This window comes from Pseudomonas sp. PA1(2017) (assembly GCF_001945375.1).
In the GTDB taxonomy this organism is placed as follows: domain Bacteria; phylum Pseudomonadota; class Gammaproteobacteria; order Pseudomonadales; family Pseudomonadaceae; genus Aquipseudomonas.
In genome coordinates, this window is record NZ_MSXU01000015.1 from 486,882 (window position 1) to 501,879 (window position 14,998).

13 protein-coding genes and 1 pseudogene are annotated in these 14,998 nt (G+C 60.2%); 6 read left to right on the forward strand and 8 right to left on the reverse strand.

Annotated elements, in window-relative coordinates:
* Window positions 1-28: 28 nt before the first annotated feature.
* Together BVH01_RS25345 and BVH01_RS25350 are read right to left on the reverse strand one after the other, a co-directional pair.
* Window positions 29-892 carry a methyl-accepting chemotaxis protein gene (locus BVH01_RS25345; protein ID WP_371915621.1) on the reverse strand — a complete coding sequence of 288 codons (864 nt, stop codon included), beginning with the start codon at window positions 890-892 and terminating at the stop codon, window positions 29-31.
* A gap of 39 nt (window positions 893-931) precedes the next feature.
* Window positions 932-1,951 (reverse strand): annotated as a pseudogene (locus tag BVH01_RS25350) (methyl-accepting chemotaxis protein); the annotation flags it as partial.
* 260 nt (window positions 1,952-2,211) lie between these two features.
* Between BVH01_RS25350 and BVH01_RS22850 the strand changes: the two are divergent.
* Window positions 2,212-2,904, forward strand: a complete 693-nt coding sequence (locus tag BVH01_RS22850) for a DUF421 domain-containing protein (RefSeq protein WP_075932508.1) — start codon at window positions 2,212-2,214, stop codon at window positions 2,902-2,904.
* A gap of 268 nt (window positions 2,905-3,172) precedes the next feature.
* Here the strand turns inward: BVH01_RS22850 and BVH01_RS22855 are convergent, their stop codons facing one another.
* Window positions 3,173-4,096 carry an AraC family transcriptional regulator gene (locus BVH01_RS22855; protein ID WP_075932509.1) on the reverse strand — a complete coding sequence of 308 codons (924 nt, stop codon included), beginning with the start codon at window positions 4,094-4,096 and terminating at the stop codon, window positions 3,173-3,175.
* A gap of 114 nt (window positions 4,097-4,210) precedes the next feature.
* Here BVH01_RS22855 and BVH01_RS22860 point away from each other — a divergent pair, with 114 nt between their 5' ends.
* On the forward strand, window positions 4,211-5,122 hold the full coding sequence (locus tag BVH01_RS22860; RefSeq protein ID WP_075932510.1) for an alpha/beta fold hydrolase: 912 nt from the start codon (window positions 4,211-4,213) through the stop codon (window positions 5,120-5,122).
* 73 nt (window positions 5,123-5,195) lie between these two features.
* Here BVH01_RS22860 and BVH01_RS22865 read toward each other — a convergent pair whose 3' ends face one another.
* The 4 genes from BVH01_RS22865 to BVH01_RS22880 all read right to left on the reverse strand — a co-directional run bounded on the left by BVH01_RS22865 (window position 5,196) and on the right by BVH01_RS22880 (window position 10,400).
* Entirely contained in the window at window positions 5,196-5,531 is a 336-nt protein-coding gene (locus BVH01_RS22865) for a hypothetical protein (protein ID WP_075932511.1), read from the reverse strand.
* 210 nt (window positions 5,532-5,741) lie between these two features.
* Complete coding sequence (locus BVH01_RS22870) at window positions 5,742-7,085, reverse strand: APC family permease (protein WP_075932512.1); 1,344 nt, start codon at window positions 7,083-7,085, stop codon at window positions 5,742-5,744.
* A gap of 214 nt (window positions 7,086-7,299) precedes the next feature.
* Complete coding sequence (locus BVH01_RS22875; protein ID WP_075932513.1) at window positions 7,300-7,542, reverse strand: hypothetical protein; 243 nt, start codon at window positions 7,540-7,542, stop codon at window positions 7,300-7,302.
* Window positions 7,543-7,664: 122 nt separating this feature from the next.
* On the reverse strand, window positions 7,665-10,400 hold the full coding sequence (locus BVH01_RS22880) for an AAA domain-containing protein (protein WP_075932514.1): 2,736 nt from the start codon (window positions 10,398-10,400) through the stop codon (window positions 7,665-7,667).
* Between the two features lie 100 nt (window positions 10,401-10,500).
* Between BVH01_RS22880 and BVH01_RS25355 the strand changes: the two genes are divergently transcribed.
* Complete coding sequence (locus BVH01_RS25355) at window positions 10,501-10,743, forward strand: LasR-specific antiactivator QslA (protein ID WP_075932515.1); 243 nt, start codon at window positions 10,501-10,503, stop codon at window positions 10,741-10,743.
* A 96-nt stretch (window positions 10,744-10,839) separates the two neighbouring features.
* Here BVH01_RS25355 and BVH01_RS22890 read toward each other — a convergent pair whose 3' ends face one another.
* Complete coding sequence (locus BVH01_RS22890; RefSeq protein ID WP_075932516.1) at window positions 10,840-11,832, reverse strand: restriction endonuclease; 993 nt, start codon at window positions 11,830-11,832, stop codon at window positions 10,840-10,842.
* A 197-nt stretch (window positions 11,833-12,029) separates the two neighbouring features.
* Between BVH01_RS22890 and BVH01_RS22895 the strand changes: the two genes are divergently transcribed.
* From BVH01_RS22895 to BVH01_RS22905, 3 genes are all read left to right on the forward strand, one after another.
* Window positions 12,030-12,497, forward strand: a complete 468-nt coding sequence (locus BVH01_RS22895; RefSeq protein WP_075932631.1) for a hypothetical protein — start codon at window positions 12,030-12,032, stop codon at window positions 12,495-12,497.
* 346 nt (window positions 12,498-12,843) lie between these two features.
* Window positions 12,844-13,704 (forward strand): RNA ligase family protein, encoded by an 861-nt coding sequence (locus BVH01_RS22900; protein WP_075932517.1) that lies wholly within the window; start codon window positions 12,844-12,846, stop codon window positions 13,702-13,704.
* 14 nt (window positions 13,705-13,718) lie between these two features.
* Window positions 13,719-14,870, forward strand: coding sequence for an AAA family ATPase (locus BVH01_RS22905; RefSeq protein WP_075932518.1), 1,152 nt, complete (start codon window positions 13,719-13,721; stop codon window positions 14,868-14,870).
* Window positions 14,871-14,998 lie beyond the last annotated feature (128 nt).

Sequence of the window (14,998 nt, forward strand, 5' to 3'; positions counted from 1 at the left end):
ACGCGATCCCGGATAGCCGCCCGCCAACTCACACCCGAAAGTGGCTGACCATCGTTTGCAACTGATTGCCCAGGCGTGCCAGCTCGACGCTGGAGGCGGCGGTTTCTTCGCTGGCTTCGGCAGTCTGCTCGGAGATGTCGCGTACGTTGACCACGCTGCGGCTGATCTCCTCGGCCACTGCGCCCTGCTGCTCGGCGGCAGCGGCGATCTGCTGGTTCATCGCCTGGATGTTCGACACCTTGCTGGTGATCGCACCCAGAGCGTCACCGGCGCGGCGGGTCAGCGCCACGCTGCTGTCGGTCAGCTCGCGGCTGCCCTGCATGATCGCCGCCACTTGTTGAGTGCCTTGCTGCAGGCCGGCGATCAGCCCCTCGATCTCCTCGGTGGATTTCTGCGTGCGCTGGGCCAGGCCGCGCACCTCGTCCGCCACCACCGCGAAACCACGCCCGGCCTCCCCAGCCCGCGCCGCCTCGATGGCCGCGTTGAGAGCCAGCAGATTGGTCTGCTCGGCCACGGCCTTGATCACATCCATCACCCCGCCGATCTTCTTGCTCTCGCTCTGCAGCTCACCCATGGCCTCGCTGGAGCGGCTAACCTCGGCGGCCAGGCGGTCGATCTGCGCGATGGCCTCGGCGACCACGCGATCGCCCTGGCTCGCTTCCCGGTCTGCATCCACGGCTGCTTGGGACGCTTCGGCGGCACTGCGCGCGACCTCCTGCACGGTGGCGGACATCTCCTGCATGGCCGTGGCAACCTGATCGGTCTCCACCTTCTGGCTGTTGACCCCGGCACTGGTCTGCTCGGTCACGGCGGACAGCTGCTCGGCCGCGCTGGCGATCTGCGTAACGCCATCACGAATGCCGCCGATCAGCTCGCGCAGGGTGCTGCCCATACGCCCGATGCCTTGCTGCAGCACGCCCAGCTCGTCACGGCGGCTGACCTGCAGCGTGTGGCTGAGGTCGCCACTGGTGATGCGCTCGACAGCGACCAGAGTTTCCTGCAGCGGCCGGGTGATCTGCCGGGTGATCAGCCAGGCCGCGAGAATGCCCACCAGCAGCGCCAGCAGGGTGGCGGCAGTCATCATGCGGGTGGCAAAGGCGCTGTCGTCGTCACGCAGGGTGACCTGCATGGCCAGCAACGCATCGCTGCCCTTGACGATTTCCTGCACCTGGGCGGTCATCGCATCGCGCAATTGCACGCGCTCGGCGGTTGCCGTGCGGTAGGTGCCCAGCAGGCTGCGGTAGTCGCGCACGGTGCTTTGCAACTGCTCGATCACATCGCGGTAGTCACCGGCAAACGCCGTGGTCAGGCCGCCTAAGCCCTGATCGACCCGCTCGATCTGCTGGTTCAACGCCTGTTCGGTGCGCTCGCTGACGTCGGCGGTGTAGCTCAGCACCCGGTAGCGCAGGGTCTGCACATCGTCCTTGGCGCGGGCGATGGCCTGGTAACGCGCAAAGCCCGCTTCGCTGCCGGCGGCACTGCGTGACACCTCGTCCCTGACGCGGTCGATCAGCTCACCGGCGCGGTCGGCCAGGTCGACCATCTCGGCGCGGGTCTTGTTGGCAGTGGCGTACAACAGGCTGGTCTTGTCGTAGGCCTGCTGGTACTGCTCGATCAGCTCGATCTGCTGCTTGATCAGGCGGATGTTTTCCGGGTTCTGGAAGTGCGGCAGGATTTCCTGTTGCCGCTGAGACAGCACGCGAATCTGCTGCTGTACCTGCTCACCTTCCGCAGCGCCACCATTGGAAAGCAGATACTGCAAGCGCGCTACGCGCAGGTCGGTCAGGGTGTGGGTCAGTTCGTTGACGTCCGTCATGCGCTCGCTGCGCTGCACCACGCTGCCCAGGCTGGTCCAGCCGACGAAGGCCAGGGCCATGGTCAGAAGCAGCACCAGGCCGAAGCCCAAAGCCAATTTGCGGGTGACGCTGATGTTGCCAAACCATGCCTTCATGGATCGCTCCGACTACTCGAACAGATGATCAGGAAAGTGCGCGATGGCTGGCCGTGTTGCCCAGGGCTAAGCCCAAAAGCAGCACCCAGAATCGCTAGATATCACTTTGATATCGCATTGACGTGATACCGCTCACCTTGGTTCAACCAATTTGCGAGCCAGCTCGTCTAGCACGGTGCTTCGCTGGCCGAGCAGATCGAGTTCGACCCATTCGGCTGCCAGGCGGTCTCACCCACATAGGAAGGCTGGCGGAGCGATGGATGAACGCATTCGACTGGCAGCGCATGCTGCTGGGTGATTTTCCATTCCTGTTTCTGGGTGAAGTGGCGTTTCGCGCACTGTTCGCCTTCGTGGTGGTGTTCGTGTTTCTCAAGGTCAGCGGCCGGCGCGGCATTCGCCAGCTGTCGCTGTTCGAGCTGGTGGTAATCCTCACCCTCGGCTCGGCGGCCGGCGACGTGTCGTTCTACGACGACGTGCCGCTGCTGCCGGTGGCCATGGTGTTCGTCACCCTGCTGGTGCTGTACCGCGCCACCGTGACGATGATGCGCCGCAGCGAGCGCATCTCCGACTGGATGGAAGGCAAGCCCGTGACCATCATCAAGGACGGCCTCTACGAGCTGAACAGCCTGGATCACCTGAACATTTCGTCCGATGAATTCTTCATGGAGCTGCGCCAGCAAGGCGTCGAGCACCTGGGCCAGGTGCGCCTCGGCATTCTGGAAACCGACGGCGACATGAGCCTGTACTTCTTCGCCGCCGATGCAGTAAAGCCCGGCCTTAGCGTGTTGCCGGCCGAGCACCGCCGTGACTACCAAAAGGTACCCGAGGCCGGCACCTACGCCTGCGTGCGCTGCGGCTACACGCAGCCGATGGATGCAGGGCAAGCGGCCAATTGCCCGCGCTGCAGCCAGCGCATCTGGTCGCCAGCGCTGAGCCATGAACGGCTACGCTGATCACCACAGTACCCACCGGAAAAAATCACCTGAACGGTTCTGCATCGTAGCGCCTCTACCCTCCTATCGCGCCAGCAACGAGGCGCCCACAGAAGAAAAGGCCCGCACCATGACTGCATTTCTGATCGGCTCGGCAGTGGTATTCCTGGCTCTGTTCGTGATTGGCCTGTACTCCGGCGTCACCCTGCTTCACGAACTCGAATAAGCACCGCGCCGACTAGAAAACCGGCAAATGCCGGTTTTGTCCCTTAGCCGCAGCACTTATCGATCACACGGCCAGCATGGCTCCGCGTTTTACTGCGCCTGGCGACACGCCCACTGAACGCTTGAAGGCCCGGCTGAACGCCGCCAGTGAGCCATAGCCAAGCGCCTCGGCCACCCGCTCGACCGATACCTGCTCATCACGCAGGCGCTGCAGTGCCAGGCGCATCCGCAGGTCGGTCAGGTAACGCAATGGGGCGACCCCCAAAGCGCGTAGAAAGCGCCGCGCGAATACCGAGCGCGACTGCCCTGCCTCGCCTGCCAACGCGGCTACCGTCCACGGCCGTTCCGGGTGTCTATGCATCGACAGCAGCGCCTTGCTCAACCGCGGGTCGTGCAGCGCAATGATCCACCCGCCCGCCTCGCCATCACCGGCAGTAATCCAGCCCCGTACGATCAGCGCAGCCACCACCTCGGCCAGCCGTGCAAGGATGCCGCCGTGGCCAGCCAGCAGCAGCAAGGACTCGCGCTCCATCGCCTCGAGCAGCGGGCGAATCTCCGGCGCGCAGTCGAGCAGCGTGTCGACACGCATCACCTCCGGCATGGCCGCTACCAGCGGCTGCATGCCGCCCAACTCCAGTTGCATGCAACAACTGAAGATAATCGCCGCCTGCGGATCGCACGGCTGAGCGTCGGCTGGCAGATTCAGGTCGAACGCCTGAATGGCACGGCTGCCAACCTGCGGTGCCGCCAACATCGCGTGCTGCCCGCCACGGGGCAGCAACACCGCATCGCCGCTTTCCAGGCGGTGCATGTCGCCACCCGGGCTGCGTAACCAGGCAGGCCCACGCGCCACGAAATGAAACTGCCCGCGCCCCAGCTCATTGGTAAAGCCAATGCCCTGAGCCGCCCGCACCGTAAGGCGACGAAACTGCACACCGCAGAGGCGCATGCCGCCCAGCAGCTCGCTGATCAGGTCATTCGCGCTCATGGTGGCTCCTCAGAAGATCAGGACGATCGATCAATAATCAAAAACGATTCGTCATGGATCGTCCCACATCATCGCCATAGACTCAACGCCATTCGTTCATCCCCAGGAGCACCCATGCATCCCTCACATCCCTCCAGAACCGTGCGCGATCTCTGGTTCGTACTGCTGCTCGCTGCGGTATCCAGCGCCGCTTTCGCCACCGAGAAACACTACCGTGTGACCACGCCCGATGGCCTGCAAGTTGCCGTACAGGAAGCGGGTAATCCCGATGGCCCGGCCATCGTGTTCATCCATGGTCTGCTGGGCAGCCGGCTGAACTGGCAACGCCAGATCGAAAGCCCAGCGCTGCAGGGTTACCGGTTGATCACCTACGACCTGCGCGGCCACGGCCTCTCCGACAAGCCGACCGATAGCGATGCCTACAACGATGGCCGCCGCTACGCCGACGACCTGGCCGCCGTACTGGCCGCAACGGGCGCCAAGCGACCCGTGCTGGTAGGCTGGTCCCTGGGTGGGCTGGTGATATCCGATTACCTGGCCGCCCATGGCGATGCCGCGATCGGCGGGGCAGTCTACGTCAATGCCGTTATCGAACTGACCGAAGCGCTGATCACCCCACACCCCAAGGTGTACGCCGGCCTGGCCTCGGATGACCTGAAAACCCACCTCGATGCCCTGCGCGCCTTCGTGCGCCTGTGCTTCCACACCCAGCCCGATGCCGACAGCATGGAGGTGCTGCTGACCAACGCAGCGATGGCCTCCTGGCCGATGACCCGCGCCATTCCAGGCATGCGCAGTGCGGCCGCTGACGGGCTACCCAAGGCGCAGGTTCCGCTGCTGTTGCTCTACGGCGCCAGGGACCAGCTCGTGCAGGTGCAACCGAGCATTGCCCGCGCCCAGGCGCTCAACTCGCGGGCGCAGGCGAAACGTTATGCGCAGTCCGGGCACGCGCCCTTTTTCGAAGAAACCGAGCGCTTCAACGGGGACCTGGCGGCTTTCATGAAGACTGCCTCAGCCGGGCGATAGACGTGAAAAAGCCCGGCCATCCCTGGCCGGGCTTTCACACTGGGGCTCTGGATTCGGGCCAGTGGCCCTGGCCTTACTGGCCGAACGGCGCGGGCCGGCCGTTGCCACTGCCCTTGTTCTGGCAATAGGCAGAAGGCTGCATCAGGCCGAAGCTGGCAACAGCGAAGGAGGCACCGCTGGCGCCGCTGGGCACGGTGCAGTTGTAGTCACCCGAACTCGTGCGCGCGACGAAATAGGTCTGCATGGAGTCGCTGCGCACGTTGCCGACGCTGCTTACCGGCTCGCCCAGGTTGGTCTCGGCCAGCGACTTGAGCTTATCTTCGGACGGCTTGATATTGCTGCAACCAGCAAGGCCAACGAACAGGGCGCCAAGCAGCGCGAGAGAGGTGACCGGGGAACGCAGTTTCATGGTGTGCTTCCTTGAAATTGTAGTGATGCTCCACAACGAACGGTTGCCTCGCTGCAAATGCGCAAGGGCTTGAAAACGTTGGAGATACCACCGAACCATAACCCCGCACCAAAGCCCGGTCATTAGCACAGGCGTGCTAATGGCACTATGAAACCGACTGCAATCATCCGCTGCGTGCCACCTTTACTCGGGCGTTGGCAGTCGCCCCGCTCAGCTGTCCACCACCTTGTAGTCCTCGGCCTTCAGCGGCTTCACCCCGCCGGCCCGGGTGATGCCATACAGCACCACGCCGACCAGCAATAGCGCGCCAGCCCGTAGCCAGGTTTGCGCGTCCTGCTGGCTCATCAGCAGCAGGCACGAGGCCACGCCGAGCACCGGTACCCAGGTCGGCACGCGGAAATGGTCCGCCGCGACCTTGTCCCGACGCAGCACCAGCACCGCCAGGTTGGTGCTGATGAACACGAACAGCAACAACAGCACCACGGTCTGCGCCAGGGTGGCCAGCGAGCCGGTCAGCGTCAGCACGATGGCCACCAGCGTGGTCGCCACGATGGCTGCCGCCGGCGTACGCCGTTCGGCCAGCACTCCGCCCAGCAAACGCGGTAACAAGCCCTGATGGGCCATGCCATAGGCCAGGCGACTGGCCATGATCATCGTCAGCAAGGCGCCGTTGGCCACGGCGATCAACGCGATAAAGGCGAACAACTGCGCCGGGATGCCCAGGCCCGAGGCCTTCACCACCTCCAGCAGCGGCGCGGTGGAATGGGCCAACTGTTCCACGGACATCACCACCGCCGCCCCGATGGCCACCGCCATATAAATCGCTCCGGCAATCAGCAAGGCGCCAAACAGCGCCCGTGGGTAGGTCTTGCGCACGTCACGAATTTCTTCGGCCAAATTGGCCGAGGTCTCGAAACCCACGAAGGAATAGAACGCCAGCAGCGCCGCACCCAGCACCGCATAGGCCGGGTTGACCCCCGCCTTGAACTCCACCACCCGGCTGAAATCCCCCTCGCCGCCGCGCAGGAACCACGCCGCAGCGACTATCACCAGCAGCAGCCCGGACAGCTCGATAGTAGTCATCACCAGATTGGCCGACAGCGACTCCTTGATGCCCCGCGCATTGAGCAGGCCAATCACCACAAGAAAAACCAGCGCCGCCACATGGGCGGGAACGTCGACGAACGCTGCCAGGTAATCCCCGGCAAACGCCAGGGACAGCCCCGCCGCACTGGTCACCGCAGCAGCCAGCATGCAAAAGCCCACCAGAAACGACACCAGCGGCGACTTGTACGCCCTGGCCGCAAACACCGCCGAGGCCCCGGCATGGGGGTACTTGGTAACCAGCTCGGCGTACGAACCCGCTGTAAGCAACGCAAAGCCCAGCGCCACCAGCAACGCCACCCAGACCGCCCCGCCCACCTCGCCAGCGATCACTCCCGCCAACGCATACACCCCAGCGCCCAGCACATCGCCAAGAATGAACAGGGTCAGCATCGAGCCGGTGATCGCACGCTTCAATGTGGGAGTTGGCGGGGTATTTGCGGCGGGCATTGTTCACGTCCTGTTTGTCTATTCAGCTACGGCCAAAGCCCTACGTGGCGGCCAGCCTTTGCGCGCCACTAACAACCGCAAGGCAGAATCACGATTAGAGAAAATCAGCCGAATGTGGGAGCGGGCCATGCCCGCGAAAAATCGCCAGCACACCCCACACTCAAAGAAGGCATCACCAAGGCAACGCAGCTAAATCAGCACCGAGGAAAGATGACTAACGCTCATCCGTCCGCGCCGTACCATTCTCACGCTCTTTCAGCGCATCCTGATCCGAACCCGGATTGCCCGCTGGCGGCGTCCAGTCCACACGATTCTTCTTGGCCTCGGCCTCGTTAGTACCCTGCTTGGGCTCCGACTTTGCCTTTTCCAGCCCCGAGCTATGCCCTGCTCCGGTATCCACTTCCTTGTTGCTGGAAGACTCGAAAGCGGACTCTGATTCGTTATGTTCGACTGCCATGACCACACTCCCGTAACGACGCAGGACATCTGCGCATACAGGTCTGAAAAGCCGCGCGTAACGGGAGTGCAATGGTTTCGACAAGCGGCAGCGGCCGTGCCAATCAAATGCCTGCGTGATGGCTATACCGCGACGGTGTCCTCCACCTGCGCAGGTTCAGCTGCCGGGCTTGCCCACTGCGCGACAAAATCGGCAATCCTCTCTTCAATACGGCTTTCAACCGTGCGCAAGCGCAAGATAGGAATGTTGCTTTTTGCCAAGATGCTGTTTTTCAACGCGTCCCGTGCGGCCTGATCGGGTCGATCGTGAAAGCCACCATCCACCTCGATCACCCCCAAAGGGGTTTTACCCACTTTGAAATAAACAACGAAATCGCAACTCGCCCTCGTCATGAACGCCAGTTCGCGCTCCGTCAAACTGGGATTTGTCGGCGAAGCGACTTGGTTCAACTTGATCTGTTTGTGGTAAGTCAGTGCTTGGCACGCTGGTACGGCAAGTGCCTCGCGCAATAGCTGCTCGCCAATCTGCTCAGACTTATAGCGTGAGTCGTCCGGACGTAAACGCCCCTCCAACCGCGCCAGAGATTGGTCGTACTCGTGGTACAACAGATCAAAGGCAGACACCACCGGGGCACGCACGATCTGCTCGTCCTGGGCGTAATAGGCGATGTATCGCATCAAGGCCGCAACATGGCTATTGTTGCTGGCGAACACATCGTCACCGGTTACCAACGTAAAACGATGCTTGGCGCGTGAAACCGCCACGTTGATCATCCGAGGGTCATCAACGAAATCCAAACGGTTACGCGTCTGGTTGTACTGCTTCTTGTCGAGCACGGTAGAAAAAACGATCTCGTCGCACTCACGCCCCTGGAACTTGTGCACGGTGTCCTTGATGAAATCCTCTGGCAGGTGGGAGCCGGAAAGCGTGACCTGCGCCCGAAACGGCGCGATAAAACCGCGACCGTCTTCATCGATGCCGTAGGGTTCGCCTGCCTCATCGAGCACCTTGAGCAAAGAGTCCAACTCTCGAAGATTGGTGTTCTTACGAGCATGGTTTCCTTTGCCCGTAATGACCAAACTCAATGGTTCTTCACCGTTGTCTTTGGTCATCGGCACCAATGCATTGCCGTAAAACTGCTGGTTGCAGAACTGGATGATCCTGGGGTGGCAGCGGTAATGCTCTTTCAAAAGCGTTCTAGGCAACGCTTCCTGGAATACCGCAATGCATGAATCGAGCAGGCTATGGCGCTCACAGTCGTAGGCGTCTGCAGGGGCGGGCAGGCCAAGCAACTTGGGAATATGCGCCAACTGACGGTTGTCACCGACAACGATCAGGTTCTTCGCGCAGCCCATCGGCAGAATGCCCGGCACGATATCCTGCAGTGAAGCCTCATCAACGATCACATAATCGAGGATCGCTCCCCGAGCAATTGAATTGATGATCGAGTGCGTGCCGCTGCCCACAATTGGAAAGCGCTGCAGAAAGGCGTCGAATTGTTGCTGATACGTCTTGGCATCGAAGCTGACTGAGGGTCGCCCTTTAGCGTGCAAATGGTGTTTCAAATGCTTCATCGAGCCCGCCTTCAATTTATCCAGCGAGGCCTCGAAATTCCCACGGGCAAGCGAGTCACGACATTTTTGAAGCTGTGCCTGCTTTTCCAACAGCACTTTGTCGTAATAGTGCATCTGCAGTGCATGGAATACGGATAAGCGTGCATCACCTTGAGCAAATGGCTTAGCCCGAAAAACTTTGAAATTGAGCAGCAGCTCGATACGATCCTTGAGCCGGATACGCTCTTCACCCAGGTAGGCAAGGTAGGCCATCAGATCAGCCGTCTTACGCGGCGTCAGCCCGTACTTTTCCAGCGAAGCAGCGGCCTGCAATCCGCTGTCTTCCTGCCACTGTTGCAGGTAGCGGCGCTCAACAGCTAGCTCATCGAGCTCCATTTCCAACTGCGCAGCTCGATTGTGATCCTCCAAGTACTGCTTCAAGTGCGCCAACTGAGCCTGAATTTCTTCAAGCGCCGGAGCAGGCTCAGGTTCTGTCGATGGCCAGGCAGGTAAATCAGCGAAGAAGTCTTTGCGATTATCTCCGTTGCCCAGCTTGGCAACCAAATAACCAAGGCCACATTTCTCCAGTTTTTCGTAGACGTTCTCGACAGCTGCATTGTTGTTGGAAAGCACTGCAACCGTTTGCCCGCGTAACAGGATATTGGCAATTATGTTGAGGATGGTCTGGGTTTTGCCGGTGCCCGGCGGGCCCTCGATCACACTGACCTGCGCGCTGAAAGCCCGCTCTACAGCGGCAAGCTGGCTCTCGTTAAGGCCGAATGGAAAGATCAGTCCTTCTCCCCCATCGAGCGCCCCATTCTGGGCCGTGCAGTAGGCATGCAAAGCGGTATCAGCATTGGCAGGTAAACGCTCGAGTTGGCGCACCACGTTGGCGGCGATATCAAGATCCGCCTTCGATTCAGCGTGGCTTTGCCGAGCCATCGCCACGGCGATAAGGTAATTGAAAACTGCGGCGCCCTTCATCGCCGACTGTTCGGTGAAACAGATATCTTCGACTTTATAGATATAGGGGTCGTCAGAGCCCACATGAAGCACGACGGCATATCGCTCGCCATAGATCGTGGCTCTGGAAATGGGCGTGATGATCGAGCTACCAAGCCTGGTCAACAACATCTCGCCCACTTCACGAGTGGGGGCGATATTGCAGTCGCTCAGTGGAAAAGTGGCTTTGCTTTTATCTGCATAAGAGCAACGCAGCTGAAGTCCCTCTTGTTTGTCATTCCAGAGCCACCATTTGGCGATTCCTGCGGCTTTGTCCTGACCATCTACTTGGATCGAAATCATACATTCCTTGCATATGCTCGTACTGCATCCATCTACGCACCCAAGCTGGATGAATGCCGTAACATCCTTTAAGAGAGATCATTTTGCCACTATCAAGAGCATGCTGGTAGACCGGCAATACCTACTGCAACCAATCAGGTTGCCAATTAATGCGACAGAACGTTGGCTAGACGGCAAGCGCACCCACTGGCTGTGGGCTGCGCTGATTTTCGAGCGAGATGTGGTATCGCATGAGACTGATCGGAAGGGGGTCGAGATGGGGTTTATCAGTCGAATTCAGCGGAGGTTTTTCTGGGGGGAACTGTGCAATTTATTTGCTGCATACCTCCCGCTCAGAAAGTGATTTCTTATCCATGATCCAGCCTAAATCCAATTCGGATGATGCTAACAACATCCACTACCGGGTATTACATTCACGTTGAATACAGCACAGACACGATCAAGCAGGCCAATAAAGCCGCTTCAAGGGCACCAGTCGCTTCGTCTCGGCATCTGTATTGTCGTAGTGCTCGATCAAGGCTCGCACGACATGCTCTAACGTCCACATAGCCAGAGGAATGGAAGCACGGTCAGCCTCGTAATGGGCGTCTTTCGTGAACCCGCCGGTGCTCACATACAGCCCACGATCATCTTTGTGTCGGCCGCCCAGAAAGCCCCGAATGTCCTGGCTGCCCATCTGCCCCTTACGGTGTTTAACCTCTACGACGATACGTGGGTGTTCGAAGCCGAAACCATCAGGGGAAGCCACGATGTCTTTACCCCGGTCCGAGCCATCTGGAGAAACCTGGGTCTTGTAACCCATAGCGCGCAAAATGCCAGCGACAAGCTCCTGCATCTCCTTCCAGCCCAGGCTGACGATCAGATCTTTGATCTGCTCACGAGCACGCTCTTCGATATCGGCCAGAGGATCAGCCAAGACATCTTCAACGTCCTCTTCTGCTACCGGTGCTGGTTTGCCCTTCAACACCGAAAGGATTTCGGTAGCAGCACTAGAGGGCACTTCGAACACCGTTAGCGTCGAGCCCAGGCTATTTTTGGTGGTGCTGCTGAAACTGTCGCGCGCCAACTCTCGCGACTGCCACTGAACATCACGTGCTAGCGACAGGCCCTCGTCCGCTCGCTCGGGTTGGTGCTTAACCGGCCCCGTGACGGTGCCAATCAAGTAGAGACGGTTGGCCGGCGAATAGGTAACGACCCAATCCCCTACCTGAATCTCGTTGATGAAGCGCCACACCTGGGAGGCTCCGGAAATCACGGTGCCCTGCTTTGCCGTTGGCTCTATGGACTGATAAAGCGCTATCAGCTGCTTGCGGCTCAAGCCCGGCTTCGCATGAGGGGCCAACTGACGCCAGCCGATGGCAGCTATTCCAAGCTCCCGGAACGAGTCATAACGCGCCCCACCCTCACCGCGAACCATCCACATTCTAGCCAACCTGATATCTCCCTTAACGATTCGGCGTGATACTTGTGCCAGATGTCCATGTCTAGCCAGATCAGCTCGGACGCATTTACTCAATTTAAAAAGACTTAATAATCATACCGCAGGGTTACATTGTGGAAGGAAAAACTGTGTCACTCGCCCCATATCTGTGCACAAAGCATGGACGCACCTGGCAGCAGGAGATCGATTTGAATCTGGCACAGTACTTTTCAACGGATGACGGCTCTCTTCCAGAAATAGAAGTGGCCTATCGAGAAGCAGCCTCGGCAGTTGAAGCTTTTGCGTTGCTATATGAAAGAGGAGCGAGAAACGTCACCGTTGATGGCGGACACCTCTGGATGCGAGCAACACGGAGCGAGAAGTCATTTTCGGGCCCGGCCGATGCTTTGTTGATGGCTGAGGGGTTGGCCGACCCATTTCATGTCGTTCTTGGCGGCGTACGCGGCACCGATCAGGTTATCCCTGACTTAGGCGTTTTCGTATCTACCGACGGCCTGGTCTTGGACTACCGAATGGGCCCCGAGTGGGGACAAGCGAAGATCGAGTCTTTCCTAGAATTGTTGCGGAAACTTCATAACCTAGGTGGGACGATATCTGCGGCATGGTGGGGTGAGAATGGCGAAAGTGATTTCCAGGCAGCCCTTAAGCGCTGCTGACATTTCGCGCCCACAGGTTAGCCCCATGACAAGACAGCAGCATAGCTGCCAAGCGACCACTAAAAGACTGAGTCAAAAAACTCGAAAGGGGTTAGCGACTCCCAAGTCTATGCGTTCAACAGCCAGTGCAATGTTGACATTTCATTTTTTTGCATGTTGAATGCGCCCCCTTATTTCCACCCCCTTCTCAAGTGGTGAACGAAGTGCCCTGCTCCAGCCAACAAGCCTGATACCGACGACGGTCCATCGTGCCTGATGGCTGCCTGCGCACTTGCGTGGCCGCTTCCCACATTTTGCCCGCCTAAATCCCTGTCGTCGGTTTTCCCAATTGCAATGGAGAAAACCCATGAACATGGATTTCCGCGCCTATGCGCAAAACCTCGAGCTACACAAATACCCACGCACGCCCCACCTGGAGAGCTCTCGCCTGCAGCCGGGCGATACCGATAGCGATCAGGTTCGTTTTGCCTCGCTGAGCGGGCAGTGGCTGGTCGTCGAGGAAAAACTGGACGGTGCCAATGCCGGCATCAGTTTCTCCGCGGCCGGTGAACTGCTGCTGCAATCGCGTGGCCACTACCTGACCGGTGGCGGTCGGGAGCGCCAGTTCAACCTCTTCAAGCAGTGGGCCGTGGCCCACGAAGACTGGTTGCTGAGCCGCCTTGAAGACCGCTACGTGCTGTTCGGCGAGTGGATGCACAAGAAGCATTCGGTGTTCTACGACCGCCTGCCGCACTTCTTCTGCGAGTTCGACATCTGGGACCGGGCCCATGGCCTGTTCCTGTCGACCGCAGCTCGGCGCCAGCTGCTGCGCGACGGTCCGGTGCTGTCGGTGCCGGTACTTCATGAAGGGCTGGCACCAGCGCGGCTCAAGGATCTGCTCGAGCTGGTCGGCGACTCGCTGGCCAAGTCGCCGGCATGGCGCAGCGCCTTCGAAGCCACGGTGCAGCGCGAAGGCCTGGACCTGGAACGGGCCTGGCGGCAGTGCGACAAGTCGACGGTGATGGAAGGCCTGTACCTGAAGCTCGAAGACGAGAAACAAATCAACGGACGCCTCAAGTGGGTTCGCCAGGACTTCGTCCAGGCGATCCTCGAAGCGGACCAGCATCATACGAACCAGCCATTCATTCCCAATCTGCTGGCCGACGGGGTAGATCTCTATGCCCCTCGCCTGTCGATGGACTGGGATGGCCAGCGGTCTGGTTATTGAAGGAGAACAACAAAATGGACATTCAACAACTGAAAAGCCTGGTTCCAGAACCGGGCCAGCGCTTCGACGCGAAGGCATGCCTGGAAGCGATTCCTGCCCTGCTGCGCCTGGCCAGCACGCCCCAGGATCCGCACTACCACGCCGAGGGCGACGTATGGATCCACACCTGCATGGTGGTCGAGGCCCTGCTAGCGCAACCGCGCTATCAGCAGGCTACCGAGGAGCAGCGCCTGGTGCTGTTCCTGGCCGCGCTATTGCACGACATCTCGAAGCCGGACACCACGGTGATCGATAGCGAAACCGGGCGCATCGGCCAGCCTGGGCACTCGCGACGCGGCGCCGTGGATGCCCGCCTGCTGCTGTGGCGGGCAGGCATGCCATTCGGGTTGCGCGAACAGGTCTGCCGGATTATTTCGGTACACCAACTGCCGTTCTTCGCGCTGTCGGGCAATCGCAGCGGGCAGAGCCCGGAGTTCATCCTGCACAAGCTGTCGTGGGAGCTACCGGTATGGATGCTTTGCGCGGTCGCGGAAGCGGACATGCAGGGGCGCACCTACGTGGGCAAGCAGGCCGTGCTCGACGAGATCGAGCTGTTTCGCGAGCTGGCCGACGAGGAAGGCTGCCTGTACGAGCCACGGGCATTCGCCGATGACTACACCCGTATCCAGTACTTCCGCGGTGCCCGGGTGCATCCCGACTACCCGCTGCATGAGCCGGAGGGCTCGCGGGTCATCATGCTGTCCGGCATGCCGGCCAGTGGCAAGAACACCTGGGTGGCCAAACACCACCCGGATCTGCCGGTGATCTCCTTCGACGACGCCCGCGAGGCCCTGGGCCTGCGCCATGGTGAGAACGAAGGCGCCGCCGCGCACTTCGCCATTGATCGGGCCAAGTCGCTGCTGCGCGAGAAACAGCCCTTTGTCTGGAACTCCACGCACCTGTCGGCGCAGATGCGCAAGAAGACCCTCGACCTGCTGTACGCCTACCAGGCCGAGGTGCAGATCCAGTATCTGGAGATGCCCGAGAAAGAGGTCTACCGGCGTAACACCCGGCGCGACACCAGCCTGCGTAACGAGGATATCCGCCGCATGCTGTTCAAATGGGAGGTGCCGCTGCCAAGCGAGGCCCACCAGGTTCATTACCACAGCGAATCGGCGGTGCTGTAGCTGGGCGCTCACTTGGGTGCAGACGCTCGAAGTGGCCACGAATCGACCCGCATGATGCGGCTAAACCCGCCTCATTGCTGTTGTTGACACGAGGTCATTCGCGCAAGTGGGCTTTTACGACACAGGAT

What these genes read in the sequence shown, in the direction of transcription:
- BVH01_RS25345 (WP_371915621.1), bottom strand. Translation starts at nt 892, where the DNA reads ATGGGCAGCACCCTGCGCGAGCTGATCGGCGGCATTCGTGATGGCGTT.
- BVH01_RS22850 (WP_075932508.1), top strand. Translation starts at nt 2,212, where the DNA reads ATGAACGCATTCGACTGGCAGCGCATGCTGCTGGGTGATTTTCCATTC.
- BVH01_RS22855 (WP_075932509.1), bottom strand. Translation starts at nt 4,096, where the DNA reads ATGAGCGCGAATGACCTGATCAGCGAGCTGCTGGGCGGCATGCGCCTC.
- BVH01_RS22860 (WP_075932510.1), top strand. Translation starts at nt 4,211, where the DNA reads ATGCATCCCTCACATCCCTCCAGAACCGTGCGCGATCTCTGGTTCGTA.
- BVH01_RS22865 (WP_075932511.1), bottom strand. Translation starts at nt 5,531, where the DNA reads ATGAAACTGCGTTCCCCGGTCACCTCTCTCGCGCTGCTTGGCGCCCTG.
- BVH01_RS22870 (WP_075932512.1), bottom strand. Translation starts at nt 7,085, where the DNA reads ATGCCCGCCGCAAATACCCCGCCAACTCCCACATTGAAGCGTGCGATC.
- BVH01_RS22875 (WP_075932513.1), bottom strand. Translation starts at nt 7,542, where the DNA reads ATGGCAGTCGAACATAACGAATCAGAGTCCGCTTTCGAGTCTTCCAGC.
- BVH01_RS22880 (WP_075932514.1), bottom strand. Translation starts at nt 10,400, where the DNA reads ATGATTTCGATCCAAGTAGATGGTCAGGACAAAGCCGCAGGAATCGCC.
- BVH01_RS25355 (WP_075932515.1), top strand. Translation starts at nt 10,501, where the DNA reads ATGCTGGTAGACCGGCAATACCTACTGCAACCAATCAGGTTGCCAATT.
- BVH01_RS22900 (WP_075932517.1), top strand. Translation starts at nt 12,844, where the DNA reads ATGAACATGGATTTCCGCGCCTATGCGCAAAACCTCGAGCTACACAAA.
- BVH01_RS22905 (WP_075932518.1), top strand. Translation starts at nt 13,719, where the DNA reads ATGGACATTCAACAACTGAAAAGCCTGGTTCCAGAACCGGGCCAGCGC.